Annotated in this window: 18 protein-coding genes and 1 riboswitch; of the genes, 3 read left to right on the top strand and 15 right to left on the bottom strand. The window is 43.0% G+C overall.

All coding sequences use genetic code 11. The features are described from left to right. Positions 1-4 precede the first annotated feature (4 nt). On the bottom strand, positions 5-1,948 hold the full coding sequence (acs, locus tag ACZ8ZH_RS00745) for an acetate--CoA ligase (RefSeq protein WP_086209155.1): 1,944 nt from the start codon (positions 1,946-1,948) through the stop codon (positions 5-7). A 446-nt stretch (positions 1,949-2,394) separates the two neighbouring features. Here acs and ACZ8ZH_RS00740 point away from each other — a divergent pair, with 446 nt between their 5' ends. Next, positions 2,395-3,366, top strand: coding sequence for a mechanosensitive ion channel family protein (locus ACZ8ZH_RS00740; RefSeq protein WP_119063296.1), 972 nt, complete (start codon positions 2,395-2,397; stop codon positions 3,364-3,366). Here the strand turns inward: ACZ8ZH_RS00740 and ACZ8ZH_RS00735 are convergent. The 5 genes from ACZ8ZH_RS00735 to prfB all read right to left on the bottom strand — a co-directional run bounded on the left by ACZ8ZH_RS00735 (position 3,352) and on the right by prfB (position 8,300). Further along, positions 3,352-4,062 carry a 16S rRNA (uracil(1498)-N(3))-methyltransferase gene (locus ACZ8ZH_RS00735; RefSeq protein WP_119063297.1) on the bottom strand — a complete coding sequence of 237 codons (711 nt, stop codon included), beginning with the start codon at positions 4,060-4,062 and terminating at the stop codon, positions 3,352-3,354. The two genes, ACZ8ZH_RS00740 and ACZ8ZH_RS00735, sit on opposite strands and share 15 nt — an antisense overlap. A gap of 214 nt (positions 4,063-4,276) precedes the next feature. Continuing rightward, a complete protein-coding gene (locus ACZ8ZH_RS00730; RefSeq protein ID WP_119063298.1) occupies positions 4,277-5,557 on the bottom strand; it encodes a 3-deoxy-D-manno-octulosonic acid transferase in 1,281 nt (426 codons plus the stop codon). A gap of 99 nt (positions 5,558-5,656) precedes the next feature. Then, positions 5,657-6,736 carry an alkene reductase gene (locus tag ACZ8ZH_RS00725; protein WP_119063299.1) on the bottom strand — a complete coding sequence of 360 codons (1,080 nt, stop codon included), beginning with the start codon at positions 6,734-6,736 and terminating at the stop codon, positions 5,657-5,659. Between the two features lie 27 nt (positions 6,737-6,763). Further along, positions 6,764-7,063 carry an ArsR/SmtB family transcription factor gene (locus tag ACZ8ZH_RS00720; protein ID WP_086209159.1) on the bottom strand — a complete coding sequence of 100 codons (300 nt, stop codon included), beginning with the start codon at positions 7,061-7,063 and terminating at the stop codon, positions 6,764-6,766. A gap of 141 nt (positions 7,064-7,204) precedes the next feature. Beyond that, positions 7,205-8,300, bottom strand: a protein-coding gene (prfB, locus tag ACZ8ZH_RS00715) for a peptide chain release factor 2 (protein ID WP_110974628.1) whose coding sequence is annotated in 2 segments (ribosomal slippage) — positions 7,205-8,227 and positions 8,229-8,300 — 1,095 coding nt in all. Because the reading frame shifts where the segments join, the coding sequence is not laid out codon by codon here. A 478-nt stretch (positions 8,301-8,778) separates the two neighbouring features. Here prfB and ACZ8ZH_RS00710 point away from each other — a divergent pair. After that, on the top strand, positions 8,779-9,555 hold the full coding sequence (locus ACZ8ZH_RS00710) for a putative porin (RefSeq protein WP_086209161.1): 777 nt from the start codon (positions 8,779-8,781) through the stop codon (positions 9,553-9,555). Positions 9,556-9,724: 169 nt separating this feature from the next. Further along, a complete protein-coding gene (locus ACZ8ZH_RS00705; protein ID WP_119063300.1) occupies positions 9,725-10,480 on the top strand; it encodes a putative porin in 756 nt (251 codons plus the stop codon). Positions 10,481-10,525: 45 nt separating this feature from the next. Here the strand turns inward: ACZ8ZH_RS00705 and recJ are convergent, their stop codons facing one another. The 9 genes from recJ to ACZ8ZH_RS00660 form a co-directional block, all read right to left on the bottom strand. Then, positions 10,526-12,232 carry a single-stranded-DNA-specific exonuclease RecJ gene (gene recJ, locus ACZ8ZH_RS00700; RefSeq protein WP_119063301.1) on the bottom strand — a complete coding sequence of 569 codons (1,707 nt, stop codon included), beginning with the start codon at positions 12,230-12,232 and terminating at the stop codon, positions 10,526-10,528. Beyond that, positions 12,233-12,889, bottom strand: coding sequence for a pyridoxamine 5'-phosphate oxidase (pdxH, locus tag ACZ8ZH_RS00695; RefSeq protein ID WP_119063302.1), 657 nt, complete (start codon positions 12,887-12,889; stop codon positions 12,233-12,235). 14 nt (positions 12,890-12,903) lie between these two features. Beyond that, entirely contained in the window at positions 12,904-14,235 is a 1,332-nt protein-coding gene (gene glmM, locus ACZ8ZH_RS00690) for a phosphoglucosamine mutase (RefSeq protein WP_119063303.1), read from the bottom strand. Between the two features lie 123 nt (positions 14,236-14,358). Next, positions 14,359-15,825 carry an IMP dehydrogenase gene (guaB, locus tag ACZ8ZH_RS00685; protein WP_063454399.1) on the bottom strand — a complete coding sequence of 489 codons (1,467 nt, stop codon included), beginning with the start codon at positions 15,823-15,825 and terminating at the stop codon, positions 14,359-14,361. A 225-nt stretch (positions 15,826-16,050) separates the two neighbouring features. Then, positions 16,051-16,416 carry a YkgJ family cysteine cluster protein gene (locus tag ACZ8ZH_RS00680; RefSeq protein ID WP_086210253.1) on the bottom strand — a complete coding sequence of 122 codons (366 nt, stop codon included), beginning with the start codon at positions 16,414-16,416 and terminating at the stop codon, positions 16,051-16,053. A gap of 94 nt (positions 16,417-16,510) precedes the next feature. Then, positions 16,511-17,308, bottom strand: coding sequence for an oxygen-binding di-iron domain-containing protein (locus ACZ8ZH_RS00675; protein WP_110974623.1), 798 nt, complete (start codon positions 17,306-17,308; stop codon positions 16,511-16,513). Positions 17,309-17,490: 182 nt separating this feature from the next. Then, entirely contained in the window at positions 17,491-18,066 is a 576-nt protein-coding gene (locus ACZ8ZH_RS00670; protein WP_119063304.1) for a TMEM165/GDT1 family protein, read from the bottom strand. A gap of 83 nt (positions 18,067-18,149) precedes the next feature. Beyond that, positions 18,150-18,291: riboswitch (yybP-ykoY riboswitch) on the bottom strand. A gap of 34 nt (positions 18,292-18,325) precedes the next feature. Next, positions 18,326-18,613, bottom strand: a complete 288-nt coding sequence (locus tag ACZ8ZH_RS00665) for a hypothetical protein (protein WP_119063305.1) — start codon at positions 18,611-18,613, stop codon at positions 18,326-18,328. A gap of 139 nt (positions 18,614-18,752) precedes the next feature. Further along, complete coding sequence (locus ACZ8ZH_RS00660) at positions 18,753-20,720, bottom strand: 2-oxo acid dehydrogenase subunit E2 (protein WP_119063306.1); 1,968 nt, start codon at positions 20,718-20,720, stop codon at positions 18,753-18,755.

Raw genomic sequence — 20,720 nt, 5'->3', positions numbered from 1 at the left:
GATTTTAGCCGTTTGGATATACTTCTTTAATCAACACCTCGACCACTTGTGGTTCAGCCAGCGTCGAGGTATCGCCCAAACTATCTAACTCGTTCGCCGCAATTTTTCTTAAAATACGTCGCATAATTTTGCCTGAACGTGTTTTTGGTAAAGACGGCGCCCAATGTAAGGCATCTGGGGTCGCCACAGGACCGAGTACCTTTCTCACCCATTGAATCAGCTCTGCACGGAGTTCTTCCGTTTGCGCTGTGCCCGCTTGTAAAGTGACAAAGGAACAAATTCCCTGCCCTTTGATGTCATGCGGCATCCCCACCACCGCAGCCTCAGCCACTGCCTCATGTGCCACCAAAGCACTTTCCACTTCAGCCGTACCCAAGCGATGCCCTGACACATTCAGCACATCATCCACCCGTCCTGTGATCCAGTAGTAACCATCTTTATCACGGCGTGCGCCATCACCCGTGAAATATGTGCCTGGATAGGTTGCAAAATACGCTTCGATAAACCGCTCAGGGTCCCCCCAAATGGTTCGCATTTGTCCCGGCCATGAATCCTTAATCACCAGATTGCCTTCAGCCTCTCCTTCTAACTCGTTACCTTCAGCATCGACCAAAGCAGGTTGAATCCCAAACAAAGGACGTGTTGCAGACCCGGGTTTAAGTGGGGTCGCACCCGGAAGTGGAGAAATCAAAATCCCGCCTGTTTCGGTTTGCCACCAAGTATCCACCACTGGGCAACGACTTTCCCCTACCACGGTGTAATACCAATTCCATGCTTCTGGGTTGATCGGCTCTCCAACAGAACCAATTAAACGTAAACTGCTACGATCACTCTCACGGACAAAGGCATCCCCTTCACGCATCATGGCACGGATCGCTGTCGGTGCCGTGTATAAAATTGTCACATTGTGCTTATCCACAATATGCCCTGTACGTGCCCACGTTGGGTATTGTGGAATTCCTTCAAACATCACCGTTGTCGTTCCATTCGACAAGGGTCCATACAGCACATAAGAGTGCCCCGTAATCCAGCCCACATCGGCGGTACACCAAAACACATCATCTTGTTTTAAGTCGAATACTTCACGGAAGGTGCTATTCACATAGGTTAAATAACCCCCTGTGGTATGCAGTACGCCTTTCGGTTTACCCGTTGAACCTGATGTATATAAAATAAACAGTGGATCTTCTGCATTCATCGGTTCAGGTGGACAGATCTCGTTGACGGTCATGATTTCCATGTGATACCACAAATCACGTCCTTCTTTCAGCGTGATCGGATTACCTGTCCGATGTACCACAATCACGTTTTGTACCGAGTCTGTACCGGGTAGGTTCAATGCCGCATCTACATTTTCTTTCAACGGAATCGGTTTACCCCCGCGCATTCCAGAGTCTGCGGTAATCACAATTTTAGCTTGGCTGTCATCAATTCGGCTTGCCAATGAGTCAGGCGAAAAGCCACCAAACACCACACAATGCACGGCACCGATTCGGGCACAGGCCAACATCGAAATGGCTGCTTCTGAAATCATCGGCATATACAGCACCACACGATCGCCTTTTACCACACCATGCTTTTTCAGGACATTGGCAAAACGACATACTTCATCATACAGTTCAGTATAGGAAATAATCTTATGGCGTGAAGGATGGTCACCTTCCCAAATAATCGCAGGTTTATACGGATGCTCTTTTAAATGTCGATCAAGACAGTTGGCGCTTAAGTTCAGTTGACCATCTGCAAACCATTCAATTTTAAAATTGTCTTTATCATAACTGGTGTTTTTAACTTGACTAAACGGCTTGATCCAATCCAGCTTCAAAGCTTGTTCAGCCCAATATTCATCAGGTTGTTCTAGTGATTTTTGATAACGCTCAAAATATTCTTGCTCATTGGTGCGTGCAGTTTTTTCAAATTCAGCAGGTACAGGATAGACTTCTTTCATATCATACTTCCTTATATTCTGGCTCTCATCGCGAGAGCTTATGCCACAGTTATTGGTTTTTTATTGGACTGCATAACCACAGTATGACGATTGTTTTTTAAACAGATCAACACGGCTTTGGTCGTATATTATTTCTACAATTTAAAACACATTTTATAGTGATCTTTCAATGAGTTCCTGTGTCAAATCCGTAACATGAACAGCCCAAGAGGCTGTAAATAGGTGCGATCTGATCTTTTTTAAGTATATTGTTACATTTAAGCATTCTATGGCCGATATAGCAGCACTAAGCACACCTTAATCCAAAATTTAACCGAGTTAAAAATGAAGATAATGGTTGATTTAGCATTGTCATCAGCCAATGCGCCAATCTCATACGTTTTTCTCTATTAAATACACACAATTTTCAGGCAAAATATGCCAAATTTTCAGTGATTGGAAGACCAGTGTCAGAACAAACCCCTACCTTGAGTGAAGTTGCGCAAGGTACGTCAGAGATGCTACATGACGCGACTGCAAAGACCACGCAAAGCGTAATCGCACATACTGCAAAATATAATGATGCCTATTCGACGATTGACAAATTTGTCGATGGTTTTTGGGAACGTATGCCTTATTTTTGTATTGCGCTGATTACGTTTATCATTTTTTATCTACTCTCTAAGCTGTTCAAACTGTTTGTTCGTAAAGCACTGTCTGATCGCTCCTATACCAAGCAGAATCTTGTTCTAGTCCTAAACCGTGTCGGCAGTTCAGCCATCATCTTTATTGGTTTTCTGATTGCTATGGTGATTGCAATTCCTGGTTTCACACCCGGTCAGCTGATGAGTGCTTTAGGGATTGGCTCAGTTGCCATTGGTTTTGCTTTTAAAGATATCTTCCAAAATTTGCTTTCGGGAATTCTCATTTTATTGAGTGAACCCTTTAAAATAGGTGATGACATCATCGTCTCGGGTATGGAAGGCAATGTTGAGGATATTCAAATTCGTGCCACTTACTTACGCGCCCCAGATGGTCGTCGTATTGTGATCCCAAATGCAACTGTGTATACCAGCGCTGTTACGGTCAACACTGCCTATCCACGTCGTCGCTGTGAGTTCTTGGTCGGTATTGGTTATGAAGATGATATCAAAAAAGCCAAAGATATTATTTTAGGCATTTTAGACCGAGATACGACTATTTTAAGTCAGCCGGGTTTTAGTGTGAACGTCGCTGCACTTGCAGATTTTTCGGTTAACCTTAAAGTTCAATGGTGGGTTAACACCACAGAAACCACGGTATCTGGCTCAATCAGTGCTGTACAAGAATATGTCGTGGAAGCCTTTGCTGAACATGATATTTCTATCCCATACCCTGTTCAAGAAGTTCGCGTAGCGAAGAATGACAGCTATCCAATGGATGCTTCAACCGCCAAATAAGCGCCCTAAGACATAAGGGATCACGGTTTCAGTCCGAATAATACGGTTGCCTAAGCTCATCGCTTGGCAGCCGTTTTTTACCAGTAATTCAACTTCGTAAGGGATAAATCCACCTTCAGGCCCAATCACAATTGTACAGGGATGTTGAATTGCACTCGGCATTTTGGTCTCGCTGTAGGGATGTGCCACATAGGCAGGACAATCGGCCGAAATCAGACTTGGCAATTGATCTTCAACAAAAGGCTTAAAGCGTTTATAAATTTCAATTTTTGGTGAAACCGTATCACCGGCCTGCTCTAACCCCAAAGTCACATATTGATCCAACTGTTGTAAAAATGGGGTTTGCCAATAACTTTTATCGACCCGATAACTGTGCAATAAAATGATTTTCTCGACACCCAATGTCACGGCATCCATAATCAAGCGACGTAGAACTTTAGGACGTGGCATTGCGACAATTAAAGTCACTGGCAGTTTGGCAGGTACAGACTCTTCATGTAAGGGTTTTATACGTACAGCTGTTTCGGAAACATCAACCACTTGCGTAAGATAACGCTTTCCGTTTTGTATCCCGACTTTTAAAGTATCGCCGACTTTAAGCTCTAAATGACGATGTAAATGTTCAAGCTGACGCTTGGCACTAATGGACCAGAGTTCAGATTCAGTGTGGCGCGGGTCTAAGAGAACGATATTCATAATAAATAGAAAGAATCCAAACAGTGAAGGCCTAATCAGCACATGCCATCGTGAACGGCGACAAGGATGTCGCCCGCTGTGCTGAGGTACAGGATGTACCTTCAGCACAGCAAAAGATTTTTGCTACTTTTCATCTTTGAAAAGTAGGAGCCACTTACGCAAAGCCATCCATAAAATCTACAGTATTTATAGTAATGACAAACTCACTCAAATTTTATAAATAAGCATCAATCACTTGAATATGCTTTTTCAAAGAACCCGTATTCAACTGCATAATCTTTTGTGCAGATTGATTCAGTGTATTCGCTTGCTCAATATCCTCTAACAGTGTCATCAACACTGCGGCAGCCTGTTCAGCATCATCAACAACTTTCACTGCATCGGCTTGTACAAACTCATCAACAATACTTTGGAAATTAAAATAGTTTTTGCCCAAAACTGTTGGCACATTTAACGCAATCGGCTCTAAAATATTATGCCCACCCCCGGGTTCATTCAGCGAGCCACCGACAAAACAGGTATTCGATAAGGCATACCATAACCACATCTCTCCCATTGAATCGGCTAAATAGACTTGAGTTTTTGCTTCTATTCTTTGTCCCGTACTTCTGCGAGTGGTGTTTAAATTTAAACTTTGCGTGACATTAAAGACCTCATCAAAACGCTCTGGATGACGCGGTACCACAATACACAACAGTTCAGGCTGTGCATCCAAATATGGCTTAAACGCACTTAACAATTTTTGTTCTTCAGGTGCATGAGTACTGGCCATAGTGATGATCTTACGTCCAGCCAATGACCATTCTTGCCTGAGCTGAGCCGCCTGTTTAACAAATGATTCAGGCGCATGAATATCAAACTTAATACTCCCCACCACCTGCGTCTTTGACTGAACTGCACCGAGCCGGATAAAGCGCTCCGCAGTTGCACGATCTTGTGCCAAGAGCTGATCTAGTCCGTGTAACATTGGTTGCGTCAGGCTAGATACTTTGGCATAGCCTTTGGCTGATTTTTCAGAAAGACGAGCATTCATCAAAATACATGGCACCTGACTCTGCCCCGCTTGGGCAATTAAATTTGGCCACAGTTCCGTCTCCACCAAAGCCAAGAGTTTAGGCTGATACAATGCAAAGAACTGACGAACTAAGGGCTTTTGATCTGCAGGTAAATATACCGCTTGGAACAGGTCTAAATAAGGTGCTTTTAAAAAGAGTGATTTAGCCCGTGCCTGACCCGTTTTGGTGGTATTGGTCACCAAGACTGGATGACCCGCTTTTAAATAATGCTCGATGAGAGGCTGCGCTGCATTGGTTTCACCCACCGACACCACATGGAACCAAATCGCTTGGCGATTTTTAACGGGTTGAAATGGCCCGAAACGTTCGAGACATTCTTGTTGAAACTGCTCTGTACTCTCTGCACGTTTTTTTATTTTAGACTTATACAGCGGTTTGATCAGCGCAAGTGCTGCGTTATACCAAAAAGGAGTAGCCAAATACGTGCTCCAAAAATCAATGCAAAAATAAAACAGCGCAACTCATGCCATGAAATGAATTGCGCTGTTATCTTGTCGCGAATTTAACGGAAAAGCAATTTAAACCGCAGCAGTTTCCATTTCAGCTAAAGTCGGATAGTCCACATAGCCTGCCGCGACATCCGTTCCAATCATATTTTCCAGTTTCAGTTCATTCAGTGGTGCATCTTGCAGCAGACGCTCATACAGGTCTGGATTGGCAATATAATCTTTACCCCAAGACACTGCATCGGCCTGACCCGATGCCAACAGATCAACCGCATCTTCACGGCTTAAACGCATATTGGCAATCAATGGCACACCACCCGAACGTTGTTTGAGGTACGTACTGATACTGTCATCAGCCAAATATTCACGGGTAAAGAAGAACGCAATCTGACGTTGACCCAGTTGCTCTAGTGCATAACCAAAGGTTTCACGTGGATCATCATCGCCCATGTCATGCTCATCACCACGTGGGGCTAGATGCACCCCAACACGACCTGCACCCCAGACTTCAATCAATGCATCCACCACTTCAAGCAACAAACGCGCACGATTTTCTACACTGCCACCATATTGATCTTTACGTAGATTGGTTGAGCTTTGTAAAAACTGATCAATCAAATAACCATTGGCCGCATGCAGTTCCACACCATCAAAGCCCGCCGCTTTGGCATAAACCGCTGCTTGCTTGTACTGCTCAACAATGCTTTGAATTTCAGCAATCTCTAATGCACGAGGCAGCACATATTCACGTTTTGGACGTAATAAACTGACATAACCCTTTTGTTGTACGCTACTTGCAGAAACTGGGGTTTCGCCATCCAATAAATCAGGGTGCGATACACGACCGACATGCCACAACTGCGCCACAATTAAGCCCGCTTTGTCATGTACCGCTTGAGTCACCTGTTTCCAGCCTTCAACTTGCGCTTCATTAAATAGCCCCGGTGTATTCAAATAGCCATTGGCTTCTTCCGAAATCACGGTCGCTTCAGAAATAATCAAACCTGCACTTGCACGCTGTGCATAATACTCTGCCATCATGGCTGTGGGCACACGGTCTGCTGTTGCACGACTACGCGTTAATGGAGCCATAATGACGCGGTTTTTTAAGTGTAAATCACCCAAAGTTAAAGGAGTATTCAGTTCAGCCATAGTCGCCTCGATCGCCACTTTTCTCAATTAAAGTGAACGTTGCAAATGTTCGATATATTGCTGAATCAACGCTTCATTGCGCGAAAAATATGACCACTGTCCATTTTTCTCGACTTGAATTAAACCGGCCTGCTGTAACACAGATAAATGGTTCGACATCGTCGATTGCGACACATTGCCCAACCGCTCGATATGACCTGCACATACGCCCCGTTTAAAGTCACCACATTCGTCGCTCGATAAAAATTGTTCAGGCTTTTTTAACCATTCCAAAATTTGACGACGCGTCGGATTAGCCAAGGCTTTAAAAATTAAATCTATATCCATACTCAAGACACGTTTAATGGGCAGCAAAGCGTGATTCAGTTTCTTTTATCTAATATATCGTATTTTTTCGATTTTAATATCGAATTTTTTAGATATATTGTAAAATAAATTTTAACGCTTTGCTTTCATTCATTATTTAAATTACAAACCTTGTTTTAAGCTGGCTTCAATAAACTTATCAAGGTCACCATCTAGTACTGCACCTGTATTGGAATTTTCAACACCAGTACGTAAGTCTTTAATACGTGAGTCATCCAAAACATAAGAACGAATCTGACTGCCCCAACCGATATCTGACTTCGAGTCTTCAAGTGCTTGAGCCGCTTCGTTACGTTTGCTCATTTCCAACTCATACAACTTCGCACGTAACTGTTTCCATGCATGATCACGGTTGGCATGTTGTGAACGTTGGTTCTGACATGCAACCACAATCCCTGTCGGTGCGTGGGTTAAACGTACCGCAGAGTCTGTTTTGTTAATGTGCTGACCACCAGCACCTGAAGCGCGGTAAGTATCTGTACGCACGTCAGATGGGTTGATATCAATTTCAATATTGTCATCAACTTCTGGCGACACAAACACAGCAGAGAACGAGGTATGACGGCGGTTACCTGAGTCAAATGGCGATTTTCGAACTAAACGATGCACGCCCGATTCAGTACGCAACCAACCATAAGCATATTCACCTTCCACACGAATCGTTGCTGACTTAATCCCGGCGACATCACCGTCTGACTCTTCCATCAATTCAGCCTTAAAGCCATGACGTTCAATCCAGCGCATGTACATACGCAGTAACATTGAAGCCCAGTCTTGCGCTTCTGTACCCCCTGAACCTGCTTGAATTTCCACATAACATGGGTTCGGGTCCATTGGGTTGCTGAACATACGGCGGAATTCAAGCTTCGCTAATTCTTCTTCTGCAGAATTCAATTCAGCCTGAACATCAGCCAGCAGACTCTCATCATCGGCCTCGACTGCCAAATCGAGCATCGCTTCTGCGTCTTCAAGCTGTGTTGCCAAACCATCTAACACGTTTAAGACGTTTTCAAGTTCGCCTTTTTCTTTGGCCATCGCTTGCGCACGGCTTTGATCATTCCAAATCGCTGGATCTTCTAATTCACGGAGAACCTCTTCTAAACGCTCTTTTTTCAGATCGTAGTCAAAGATACCCCCGTAATGTGAGACCACGGTCGTTTAAGTCTTTTAATTGGTTTAGATACGGATTAATTTCCACGTGAATTACTCTCAATCAATATAAAGCGAAAAAATAGTCGCTGATTATAGCACACTCAGTGGCTGTGATTATTCATCTCAAACCCGACACAACTGGCTCTTCTTCATAAGATGGAAAGCTAACCTTCAGTCAAGAAAGTGATTACTTCAATGAGCAAGCAAATCTCTATATGCTTCAGCAACCACATAAAACAAATCTGAGAGCATTTCTCAGCAGACAAATGGGCTAAACATTTTGACCTAAAATTGTATAAAATATGGACAAAAATTATGAGATCCACAGAATCTACACAATTTTAATAAAACAAAACATTATAAAAATATAATTTATTATCAATTATTTAAATATGAAAAATTACATGATGTAACCATGGATACAGAGCATTAACTTTCCATTGGTTGACGCTTTTTTATTTTGACCTAGACTGAAGTTGTAACAAAAAATTTAAATATCGGTCCACTTTCGAGGGGTACATTCCATGAAAAAATTAGCAATTGCTTCAGCACTTCTTTCAGCTTTGGCAATCACAGGTACTGCGCATGCCTACCAAGCAGAAGTCGGTGCTTCTGCTGGCCTAATTGATCCAGACAATGGTAGTTCAAGCGGCTCTTTTGGTGTGGATGGTACATACTACTTTAACCCCGTACAAACTCGTAATGCGCCACTTGCAGAAGCAGCATTCTTAGATCGTGCCAGTAATGTAAATGCCAAATACCAATACGATGAAGTTGGTGATGATGAACGTCAGCAATATGGCATTGGTGCAGAATTCTTCATTCCGAACTCAGACTTCTACCTCGGTGGTAAAGTTGGACGTGATGATTATTCTTTTGATAATGGCGGTGACTTTGATACTACAGTCTATAGTGCTGAAGTCGGTTATTTACCTGCTCCAGGTTTATTAATCGCTGCGGGTCTAAAGGGTTATGATAACGATTATGACGATGGCGTAGACCCAACTTTACGTGCCAAATATGTCACAACACTCAGTAATGGTAAAGACATAAACTTAGAAGCAGGTGCCGCTTTCGGAGACCTTGATGAATACAACCTTAAAGGCGATTATTTCATCGACAAAACTTTAAGCTTAGGGGCTGACTATTACAGCAATGATCTCACTGATACCAATGAATTCGGTATCAATGCTCGTAAATTCTTCACTCCACAAGTCAGCCTTGAAGGCCGTGTTGGTTTTGGTGAAGTCGGCAACAACGACTACAACAAATTCGGTGTAGCTGCGAAATACCGCTTCTAAAACCACTCAATTAAGGTTTGAAAACAAAAGCCCATTCTCGAATGGGCTTTTTTCATTTCTATAAAGCATTGTTATAAATAAAGATTGACTCTCTGCTACTTTTTTGTACACTGCGTTGCAACTGTCATAGAACAGTCATTATTCTTATAACAAAGAGAGAATCTCTAAAATGCTTAAAAAACTTGCGCTTACTACAGCACTGATTGCGAGCTTCGGGACTGCACATGCTTACCAAGGTGAAATTGGTGGCACCATTGCTGTCGTTGATCCTGATCATGGGGATACTGCAACAGGTTTTGGTGTAGATGGCATCTACTACTTCAACCCTGTTCAAGTCAAAAACAATCCGCTGAATGAAGCTGCTTTTTTAAACCGCTCCAGTAATCTCAATGGCGCAGTTTCTTATATTGACTATGATATCTATGAAGTCACTGCTTTTAATGTTGGACTCGAATATTTTGTGCCAAACTCAGATTTTTATATCAACGGGAATATTGGACAAACCAAACATGAAATGGATGATGTTGAAGATCTAGATACAACAATTTATTCTGCTGAGCTTGGCTACCTTCCCGTTCCAGGCCTATTGGTTGCAGTCGGTTTATTCGGATATGATAATGATTATGGCGACGATGTCGATCCAACCTTACGTGCCAAATATGTTACTCAAGTGGGGGCTTATGACATGAATTTTGAAGGTAGTGCATCTTTTGGCGATATTGATGCTTATAACTTAGCTGCTGACTTATATTTAGATAAAACCTTGAGCGTTGGTCTCGGTTTTTCTGATACAGACGAAGAAGATGCTGACATATTTACCATTCGTGCGAAAAAATTCTTCACACAACAGGTTAGCCTAGAAAGTGCAATTGACTTTGCTGATGAAGGCAATATATTCGGTTTACGTGGTGCTTACCGCTTCTAATTGAAACAAAAATGTATTTAAAAAACCGCTCTATAGAGCGGTTTTTTAATGTTGTTCTAAATACAAAATGCGAAGTTGTACACTGACATTGCCACGAAATTCATTTTTATCCAACTCATAGACCAAACGAACTTGATGGTTCATCTCATTGAACTGGTATTTGTCCGCCGCATTAAAGGCAATCGCATCCACCACCTGACCATTATCTAAAGCAAGGCGTAATTTTAAATGCACTTCTTTCAACCAACGGAAATCTAAAATCTGAAAATTTCCTTCAAAAATCGGGGCTGGAAACTTTTGCCCCCATGGGCTGAGTTGTTGCAAAATATTGACCGTCTCAACCTGAATATTTTGCGCAGGGAGCTCACCATCAGTCCATAAAGTGGCTGTAAATAAACGTTCATCCTGAGCTGCCATCAGTGCTTCAAAAGCCTGTTTAAACTCTTCAAAATGGCTTTTTTGAATGGTTAATCCTGCTGCTGCTGCATGACCACCAAAGTGGCTGACCAAATATGGATATTGCTCAGCAACACACTCAATGGCATCTCGAATATGAATCCCTTCTATCGAGCGCGCTGAACCTTTGATATGTATCCCGTCTTCATCTGCTGCAAACACAATACTTGGACGGTGAAACTGTTCTTTTAAGCGCCCCGCAACAATGCCTATCACCCCCTGATGCCAATGTGGCTCGAACATCAGTAAGGCCGCAGGTAAAGCCGTATCATCCAGTTGAATCTGATCTAAGGCTGTTAAAGCCTCCTGCTTCATCGTCGCTTCAACCTGACGACGCTCCACATTCAACTGATTCAGTTGCTCCGCCAATGGATAAGCAGTAGCAAAGTCCTGTGCCAATAGACATTCAATCCCGATATCCATGGTTTCCATGCGACCTGCCGCATTAATACGTGGTCCCAGTACAAATCCCAAATCTTGCGCTTTTAAAGTTGTAGCCTCTCGCCCTGCAATCTCGAGTAATGCACTGATGCCAGGACGACATAAATGCTGCTGAATTCTTTTCAGCCCGACATCGACCAAAATACGATTATTGTAATCAAGACTGGCAACATCGGCATAAGTTCCCAAGGCCACCAAATCCAGATACTGACTCATGACGGCCGAAGACTTATTGAGTTTTTTACGATAGCTCGATAAGTTGGCTAAAACATAAAAGGCAACCCCCACACCAGCCAAAGCTTTACTTGGAAAACCACAGCCCAACTGGTTTGGATTGACTACCGCTTCAGCATTCGGTGTGGGTTTAGTGGTCAAGTGATGATCGGTAATAATCACTTGCATACCATGATCTTGCGCTTGTTTCACACCGTCATGGCTGGAAATACCATTATCAACCGTAATCAATAAATCAGGTGTAAAGGTGGTAAATGCCAAATCTGCAATCGCTGGGGTTAAGCCATAACCATATTTAAAGCGGTCTGGAACCAGATACTCTACCTGTGCCCCCATCTCACGCAAAGCCAAGACCATCAAAGCCGTACTGGTTGCACCATCTGCATCATAATCGCCGACAATGACGATTTTATGATGCTGATCCATTGCAGCATCTATCAACTGAATAGCTTCGTTTAAGCCTTTCATATTAGGTGCTAGTAGATGCTTAAGCTTTAATTCCAGTTCTTGTGCTGACGCTACACCACGACGAGCTAAAATTTCTGCAATAAACGCAGGAACATCCTGAAATAATTCAGGACGGCTAATGAAGGGTCTTTGCTTAATTTGAATGGATGACATTTATGGCATCAAACGCTTCAACACCCAAACATCGTGCTGTTTTTCATAACTTAAGCGGTCATGCAAACGGTTCGGGCGCCCCTGCCAAAATTCATAGTAGTCTGGCTCAAGACGGTAGCCACCCCAAAATAGTGGTTTATTCAGTTCCGATTTACCTTCAACTTGGCTTTGCAATTGCTCAAAACGTTGTTGCAATACCTCACGACTTTCAATTACGCCACTTTGGGGTGTACTGATATGTGCCGCAATTTGGCTATCTCGTGGACGCTTATGATAGTAGTCTGTCGATTCCGCTTCAGAAATTTTGACCACTTTACCCCCAATGCGAATTTGACGCTCCTGCTCCTGCCAATAGAAAAGTAACTCTGCATACGGATTTTCAGCCAAATCATTGCCTTTTTGGCTATCATAATTGGTATAAAAATCATATCCAGCTTCGGTTGCACCTCGTAAGAGAACAGTCCGCACATGTGGACGACCCTGCCCACTCGCTGTTGCCAGCGACATCGCATAAGGCTCATGCAATTGTGCTTCTAGTGCATGGTTGAACCAAAGTAAAAACTGGGCATGTGGATGGGTTTCTACTCGTGCTTCGTACAACTCACCTTTTTGGTAACTTAAACGAAGTTCGCTGAGATCTTTAATTAAATCAGTCATTTTTCAACTCCTTTCTAAGCTGCATTCGCACGTACGGCATCAGCCAATGTATGAGCTAAAGTACTAACTTCATCGAGATCATCCCCTTCCACCATGACACGAATCACAGGTTCAGTCCCTGACTTGCGGATCAACAAACGACCACGACCTTTGAGTTGTTGCTCTGCTTTATCAAATTCAGCCACCAAAGCAGGCACTGCATAAGGATCAAACATCGCCTCTAAACGGACATTCACCAACACATTCGGTAAAAGCTTAAATTCAGCAACCAGTTCATGCAGGGCTTTCTTCTGCTCAACCATCACCGTCAACACTTGCAACGCTGCAATGATGGCATCGCCTGTCGTACTTTTATCTAGTGTTAAAATATGTCCAGATGGCTCACCACCAATAACCCAACCTTTTTCCTCTAGACCTTGTAGGACATAACGATCTCCCACTTTGGCACGTAATAATTCAACACCTGCTTTTTCTAAGGCAAGCTCTAAGGCCATATTCGACATCAGAGTACCCACAATTCCTGCTGGCTTTTTCTGCGTTTGCGTTGCGAGGATATAGAGGACATGATCTCCATCAATCAACTTGCCTGTTTTATCCACCAAAATAACCCGATCGGCATCACCATCAAATGCAATACCCAAATCAGCTTTATGCTCAACAACAGCTTTTTGTAAGCTTTCTGGATGGGTCGAACCACAACCCTTATTGATATTTAAACCATTTGGTTCATTGTGAATAGCAATGACTTTCGCACCCAATTCACGAAAAACTGCTGGTCCTACATGATAAGCAGCCCCATTGGCACAATCCACCACAATCGTTAAGTCATTTAAATCGTAGTGGTATGGAAAGGACGATTTACAAAATTCAATATAACGACCTTGTGCATCATCAACGCGAACACTTTTACCTAGGTTTTCAGTATCTTCAATTAAAATATCATTTTCTAATTCAAGGTTGATTTCTTCTTGTAGCGTATCTGGGAGTTTCTTCCCTTCACTGGAAAAGAACTTAATCCCATTATCAAAATATGGGTTATGCGAAGCAGAAATGACAATCCCTAAATTTGCATGTAGAGCACGAGTCAAATGAGCAATAGCAGGGGTTGGTAGAGGCCCCAATAAATGTACATACACACCCGCAGCATTAAGACCCGATTGAAGTGCAGATTCCAAAATATAACCAGATAAACGCGGGTCTTTTCCCATGACCACCACCGGTTTAGCTTTTTTACTATGACGCTTAATCACTTTACCTGCGGCAAATCCTAACTTCAGCGCAAATTCAGGAGTAATAGGGAGAACGCCAAATTTTCCACGAATACCGTCGGTACCAAAATAACTCATGTATGTCTCACTTCTTAATGGGTGATTTGCATCATCCTTTTTCATTGTGAAATACTTTACACCAAAACGAAAAAGCCGTCATTTTTATGACGGCTTTTACATTAAACAATTGGTATAGCTGAATTAGCCAACGCGGTAGTTCGGTGCTTCTTTGGTAATTGTCACATCATGGACATGTGACTCAGACATGCCCGCAGATGTAATTTTCACAAACTTCGCATTTTGACGAAGATCTTCAATCACAGATGAACCCGTATAGCCCATAGAAGAACGTAAACCGCCCATCATTTGGTGTACGATGTTACCCATCGGGCCTTTGTAAGGCACACGACCTTCGATCCCTTCTGGAACTAACTTTTCCGCACCTGCTTTAGAGTCTTGGAAATAGCGATCCGCAGAACCTGTTGCCCCTGCCATCGCGCCCAATGAACCCATACCACGATAGGCTTTATAGTAACGACCTTGGAAGAATTCAACTTCACCTGGCGCTTCTTCAGTTCCTGCAAGGAGTGAGCCAACCATAATCGTGCTCGCACCAGCGCCAATCGCTTTTGCCATATCGCCAGAGAAGCGGATACCACCATCTGCAATCAATGGAATTTGGTCTTTCAATGCATTGGCAACGCTATCAATCGCAGAAATCTGCGGCATACCAATACCAGCCACAATACGAGTGGTACAGATTGAACCTGGGCCAATACCGACTTTAACTGCGTCAGCACCTGCATCCAATAAAGCCAAAGCGGCATCGCCAGTGGCAATGTTACCGCCAATCACTTGGACTTGCGGGTAATTCGCTTTTACCCAACGTACACGCTCGATTACACCCGCAGAATGACCATGTGCAGTATCCACGACAATCGCATCCACACCCGCCTCAACCAGTGCTTCAACACGGCTTGGTGTTTCTGCACCTGTACCAACTGCAGCACCCACACGTAAACGGCCGAGGTCATCTTTACAGCTGTTTGGATAGCTTTCCGCTTTACGGAAATCAGTAACCGTAATTAAGCCTTTAAGTTCGTTGTGTTCACCCACAACCAAAACTTTTTCAATACGATGCTTTTGCAATAATGCTTGAATATTTTCTTTCGATTCGCCTTCACGCACTGTCACCAAACGATCTTGGCCCGTCATGATATTGCTTACAGGTTGCTCAAGGTTCGTTTCAAAGCGTGTATCACGACCAGTCACGATACCAACTACTTTGCCATCCTTCACAACAGGTACACCGCTGATATTGTTGGCTTGAGTAATCGAGATCAATTCACGCACTGTGGTTTCAGGTGTTACAGTGATTGGATCTTTCACCATTCCTGCTTCAAATTTTTTCACACGACGGACTTCTGCAGCTTGTGCAGCAATATCCATGTTCTTGTGTAAAATACCAATACCACCATTTTGCGCCATCGCAATCGCCATACGCGATTCAGTCACCGTATCCATTGCTGCTGACACAAGTGGGATATTTAAATTAATGCCGCGCGTGAATCGTGTCTTTAAAGAGACATCTTTTGGGAGAACAGTAGAGTAGGCAGGGAGTAATAGGACATCATCAAAAGTTAACGCGTCTTGAACGATGGTCAACATAACAGTCTCACTGGTAATTTCCGTGCGCTATTATAAACAAAAATAGCCTTAAATTTCATTGCAATTGCAAAAATTATTTTTTTGTCTTAGAAAAGAATATGATAAAACACGTATTTTATTTTTGAGCTATCATTTTCACGCTTATTTTTTTTATTTCTTATTTTGCAAAGGATTTAGGTCATATTTAAAAATGAAAAAGTAGAGCCTTAGCTCCACTTTTTGCAATTAGCATACCTGATTAAACCCTTCATCATTGACCGATAAGCCTGCGTCTAGTTGCACAAAAGGAATCATATTGTGTGCACGTCGTGCTTTGTTGCATTGATCGTCAGCAATCTGAACTTCTTTACATGATGAACTCCGTTGCTCATACATACCACAACTCACCTGCTCACCAATGGTTCCATCTAGTGCAATACAACGCGGGTTTGCTTGATTCGTTCCCACCATACATGAGTACACAGCCGTCACAGGCTCGACATAGTGCTCAGGCATGGGAATACCTTCGGCCCAATAAAATGAGACTCTAAAAAAGGCACAACATGCCCCACAGCTTAAACAGGCATCTTCCGTCGGAACTTGAGACAACATCCTTTATATTCTCGTTTTCAAAAAACTTTTTTGGAAGAAAATATTAAAAAAATTGTGGTCGCCAAACAAGCAAAATTTACGACTATTTTGTCACTTAAGTGGGACAGGTAAATACACTCTCGTCCATCAAATCTGTGCCACATTCCAAACCTTCAATCCAGTCTAAGAACTGATGGATCTGCTCTTGACCAATAAAAGGAGTCCCATGTTGTGGTACGATCATTTCGATATCCATCGTGCGGACCATGTTGACCCATAAACGGATCACTTTGTTATTACACATATAACGCTGATGGAAGCCTTTCATTTTAGGAATATGTGCAGCAAAATTTTCCAAAGGTTTAGATGCATCATCCACCATTGATGCCCCCATATCACCTGAAAATAAAATCTTGGCAATCGGGTCATAAAACTGAAAATTGCCTACCGAATGTAGAAAATGGGCAGGTACAGCAATAATGGAAGATTGACCCAAAGTGATGACTTGACCATGATCAGGCAATTCCACCAACCGATCTAACCAGTTGCCTTTCATCCGCTCACTCATAAATGCAGAGTTCAAATGCGGTAAAAAACGTGCCCACAGTTTAGAAGCCACAACTTTTGCCTCGGTATACACTAACCAACGTGGCATTGAGGTGATAATGTCCGGATCTTGATGTGAAGCCATGACATAATCAAGATTGGTCAAACGAGTATATTTATTCAACTCCATCGTGAGTGGTACATAGGTTAAATCCCCACCCGGATCTAACACTGCAGCACGTTCATGGTCAATAATTAAAAACTGGTTCGCCTGAACGCCTTCACCTTTGACCAAGCTGGTAAAGCTAATACATTTATGTGTGCCATCATCATATAAAACCTGTGACGTTGTACGGTCAAATGCCATACCAATCCCCTCAAAATACTGTTTTTCTTAAACGACTTTTTAATGCCTACAACATATATGGATTTACACAAACTTACAATGCATTTGCGACCAATATCATTTGATATATCAATAAATTGAGGATGATTTAACAATAAAAAATCCCGATTTTTTAAGTCGGGATTGGTGATTTTTATAGTGAATTAGAAGAAATAATGCTGTACTAGTGTAGAAATACCCACAACTAAAAAAATCGCTGCACCAATTTTATGAATCAACGAAATCGGTAATTTATCTGCCAATTTATCGCCAATAAACACAGCGGGTGCATTGGCCAACATCATACCGAAAGTCGTACCCAACATGACCCAAAAAATACTGTCAAAACGTGCAGCCAAAGCTACTGTCGCAATTTGAGTCTTATCGCCAATTTCCGCTAAGAAAAATAAGATAAAGGTTGCGCCAAATACCCCAAACTTTTGCCATTTATTAATGCTTTCAGTTTCGTCCCCTAATTCATCGGGGATCAACATCCAGATCGCCATCCCAAGAAAGCCAAGTGCAAGTATCCACAATAGAATTTCGGGGCTAAGTACTGTCGTAATCCATTGGCCCAACACCGCAGAGATACCATGATTGATCGTCGTCGCAAGTAAAATTGCAATTAAGATCGGGATGGGTTTACGGAAACGCGCTGCAAGTAAAAGCGCAAGCAATTGGGTCTTATCACCCATTTCAGCAAGGGCAACAATTGAAGTGGAGATGAGGAATTCATACATAGTTGAATGCTCTGGCTAGCAAAATATACCGATGACCTACCCCTCCTGCTAGCCAAAATCAAATAGATTGATGCAGAGTGGTAAATCAAAGGTCTTGCCAACAAAAGCACGACTGAAAAGTCGTTTTTGGTTCTTTGCTATGATGACCATGTTCTGTTGAACAATTATGTTGATCATCACCCCTTTACTTTGCGTAAAGAGCGGCTACTCCCCAATGAAGTGATAGCATTTTACCAAACAATCAGAACTTTTTGAATCTCTATATCCAAAATTTTTGGTAAGTCCACATCAACACACGAGCAATACCCAATATAAATGCTAAATTTACACTTAAACAAAAAAAACCAAAAATACCCCAGCCACTTGCACCACCAACACTTTGGGCTTGATACTCCATGGCCAAAACCATAGTCGCCGCAAGCACCTCCAACCCCATGACGATATACATCACCCAGTCTGATGAAAAATCTAAGAAACTTACCCACAAACCCATTAATACAAAAACAATCAATAATATAGGCAATACAATTCGATAGATCACCAGCATCCTTGCACCTCATCTCAAATAGAATCGTTATCAGTCTAAAATTATTTTAAAAGAAAGCCTGAATCAATAAAATCACACTTATTATTATCCCAAAACATAAAAACCCCGCCTAGGCGAGGTTTTCTAAATTTAAATCATATCAGATCAACAAGCTACGGATGTCTTTTAGTAACTTGGTGAGTTTATTGGTAAAGCGTGCTGCATCTGCCCCATTGATCACACGGTGATCATAAGACAAGGACAATGGTAACATCAGCTTAGGATCAAAACCTTGCCCATTCCATACCGGTTGCATCGTTGCAGGTGAAATACCCAAGATTGCAACTTGCGGCCAGTTCACTAATGGCGTAAATGCTGTGCCACCGATTGCACCGAGACTTGAAATGGTGAAGTTTGCGCCTTGAAGATCTTTCGGCGAAAGCTTCTTATCACGGGCTTTTTGACCCAATACACCGAGCTCCACCGCAATTTCTTTGATAGACTTTTGGTCTGGATTACGCAGTACAGGAACAGTCAAACCATCTGGTGTTGCTACAGCAATGCCCATATGAATTTCATTACGCAACAGTACAGACTTGCCATCATCAGCCAAGTGACCTGCAAAATCACGCTCTTCTTTCAACAGGTGCGCAACAGCTTTAATAATGAAAGCCATAATGGTCAAGCTAATGCCATCTTTCTTAAAGTTACCTTTAAGATCATTACGCCAAGCTTCAAGCTCAGTAATATCCGCCAAATCAAACTGAGTGACTTGCGGAATATAGTTGTTTAAAGACAACTGAGGAATAGAGACTTGTTGCAGACGTGTCAGCACTTTCTCTTCTACACCACCAAACGCACTAAAGTCCGGCAGTTTCGGTAAGCCCGCAGTGGCAGCAACCGCCGCAACAGGCGCTGTTTGCGGTGCTGTCAAGCGACCTTTCACATAAGCAAAAATGTCATCTTTCATTAAACGTGCATGTGGACCAGAGGCTTTGACTTCTGCCAGTACTACCCCCAACTCACGCGCCAATTTACGTACCGCAGGACCCGCATAGACTTTAGCATTGGCTGCATTTTGCTCTTTGGTTAGCTTATCTGCGCCTTGAACTAGTGGTGCAGTCTGTACAACAGGCGTCTCTACTGGCGCAGTTGTAACTTGAGCAGTTATAGGTTTCGCTGGTGTCTGAGCAACAGCTTGAGCTACTGGTGCAGAGGCTTGCCCCTCAGCTTCAATAGTCACCAAAGCCACGCCTTCTGAGACATTTTGACCCAATGCAACATGAATCGCTTTAATCACACCTGCTGTCGTACTTGGTACTTCAACCGTTGCTTTGTCTGACTCAACCACGATGATACTCTGGTCTTTTTCAACCGTATCACCGACTGACACCAAAATTTCAGCAACAGCCGCTTTGTCTACACCCAAGTCAGGCACTGCAATTTCAACTGCACCTACAGGCGCAGCAGCAACTTGTGGTGCCGCTTCAGCAGGCTGAGCTTCAGTGGCTTGAGGCGTTGCAACTTGCGTAGGCTCAGCAGTCGCTTGTGTAATTGAAACTGCTGTTTTTACAGTCAGAATCACCACACCCTCTTTAACACTGTCACCCACTTGAATGCTAATTGATTGCACTGTACCTGAAACCGTACTCGGGACTTCAACGGTGGCTTTGTCTGATTCAACCACAAGGATGCTTTGATCGACGTCAATTTGATCGCCAACCGACACCAAAATTTCACCAACGGTTGCTTTTTCTACACCGATGTCTGGCACTTGCACATCAATCACTTGTGATGCTGTAGTCGCAACTGGTGCAACCGTTTCAACAACAGCAGGGACAGGCTTTTCTTCAGCTTGTACAACTTCAGCCTGTGCTTGTGCCGCTGGCGCTTCAGTTTGTCCCTCGGCTTCCAGCTCAATCAGCGCTGCACCTTCGGCAACCGAGTCACCTAAGTTCACCAAAATACTTTTCACCACACCTGCTGAAGTGCTCGGCACTTCAACAGAGGCTTTGTCGGATTCCAGTAAAATAATGCTGTCATCGACACTAATGCGATCACCAACTTTCACTAAGATTTCAGCGACGGTCGCCTTATCTACACCAATATCAGGAGTCGTAATTTGCAT

Source organism: Acinetobacter sp. SW-226 (assembly GCF_055632855.1).
The sequence above is the reverse complement of the archived record's forward strand: the minus strand, read 5'-3'. Positions and strand labels throughout refer to the sequence as shown.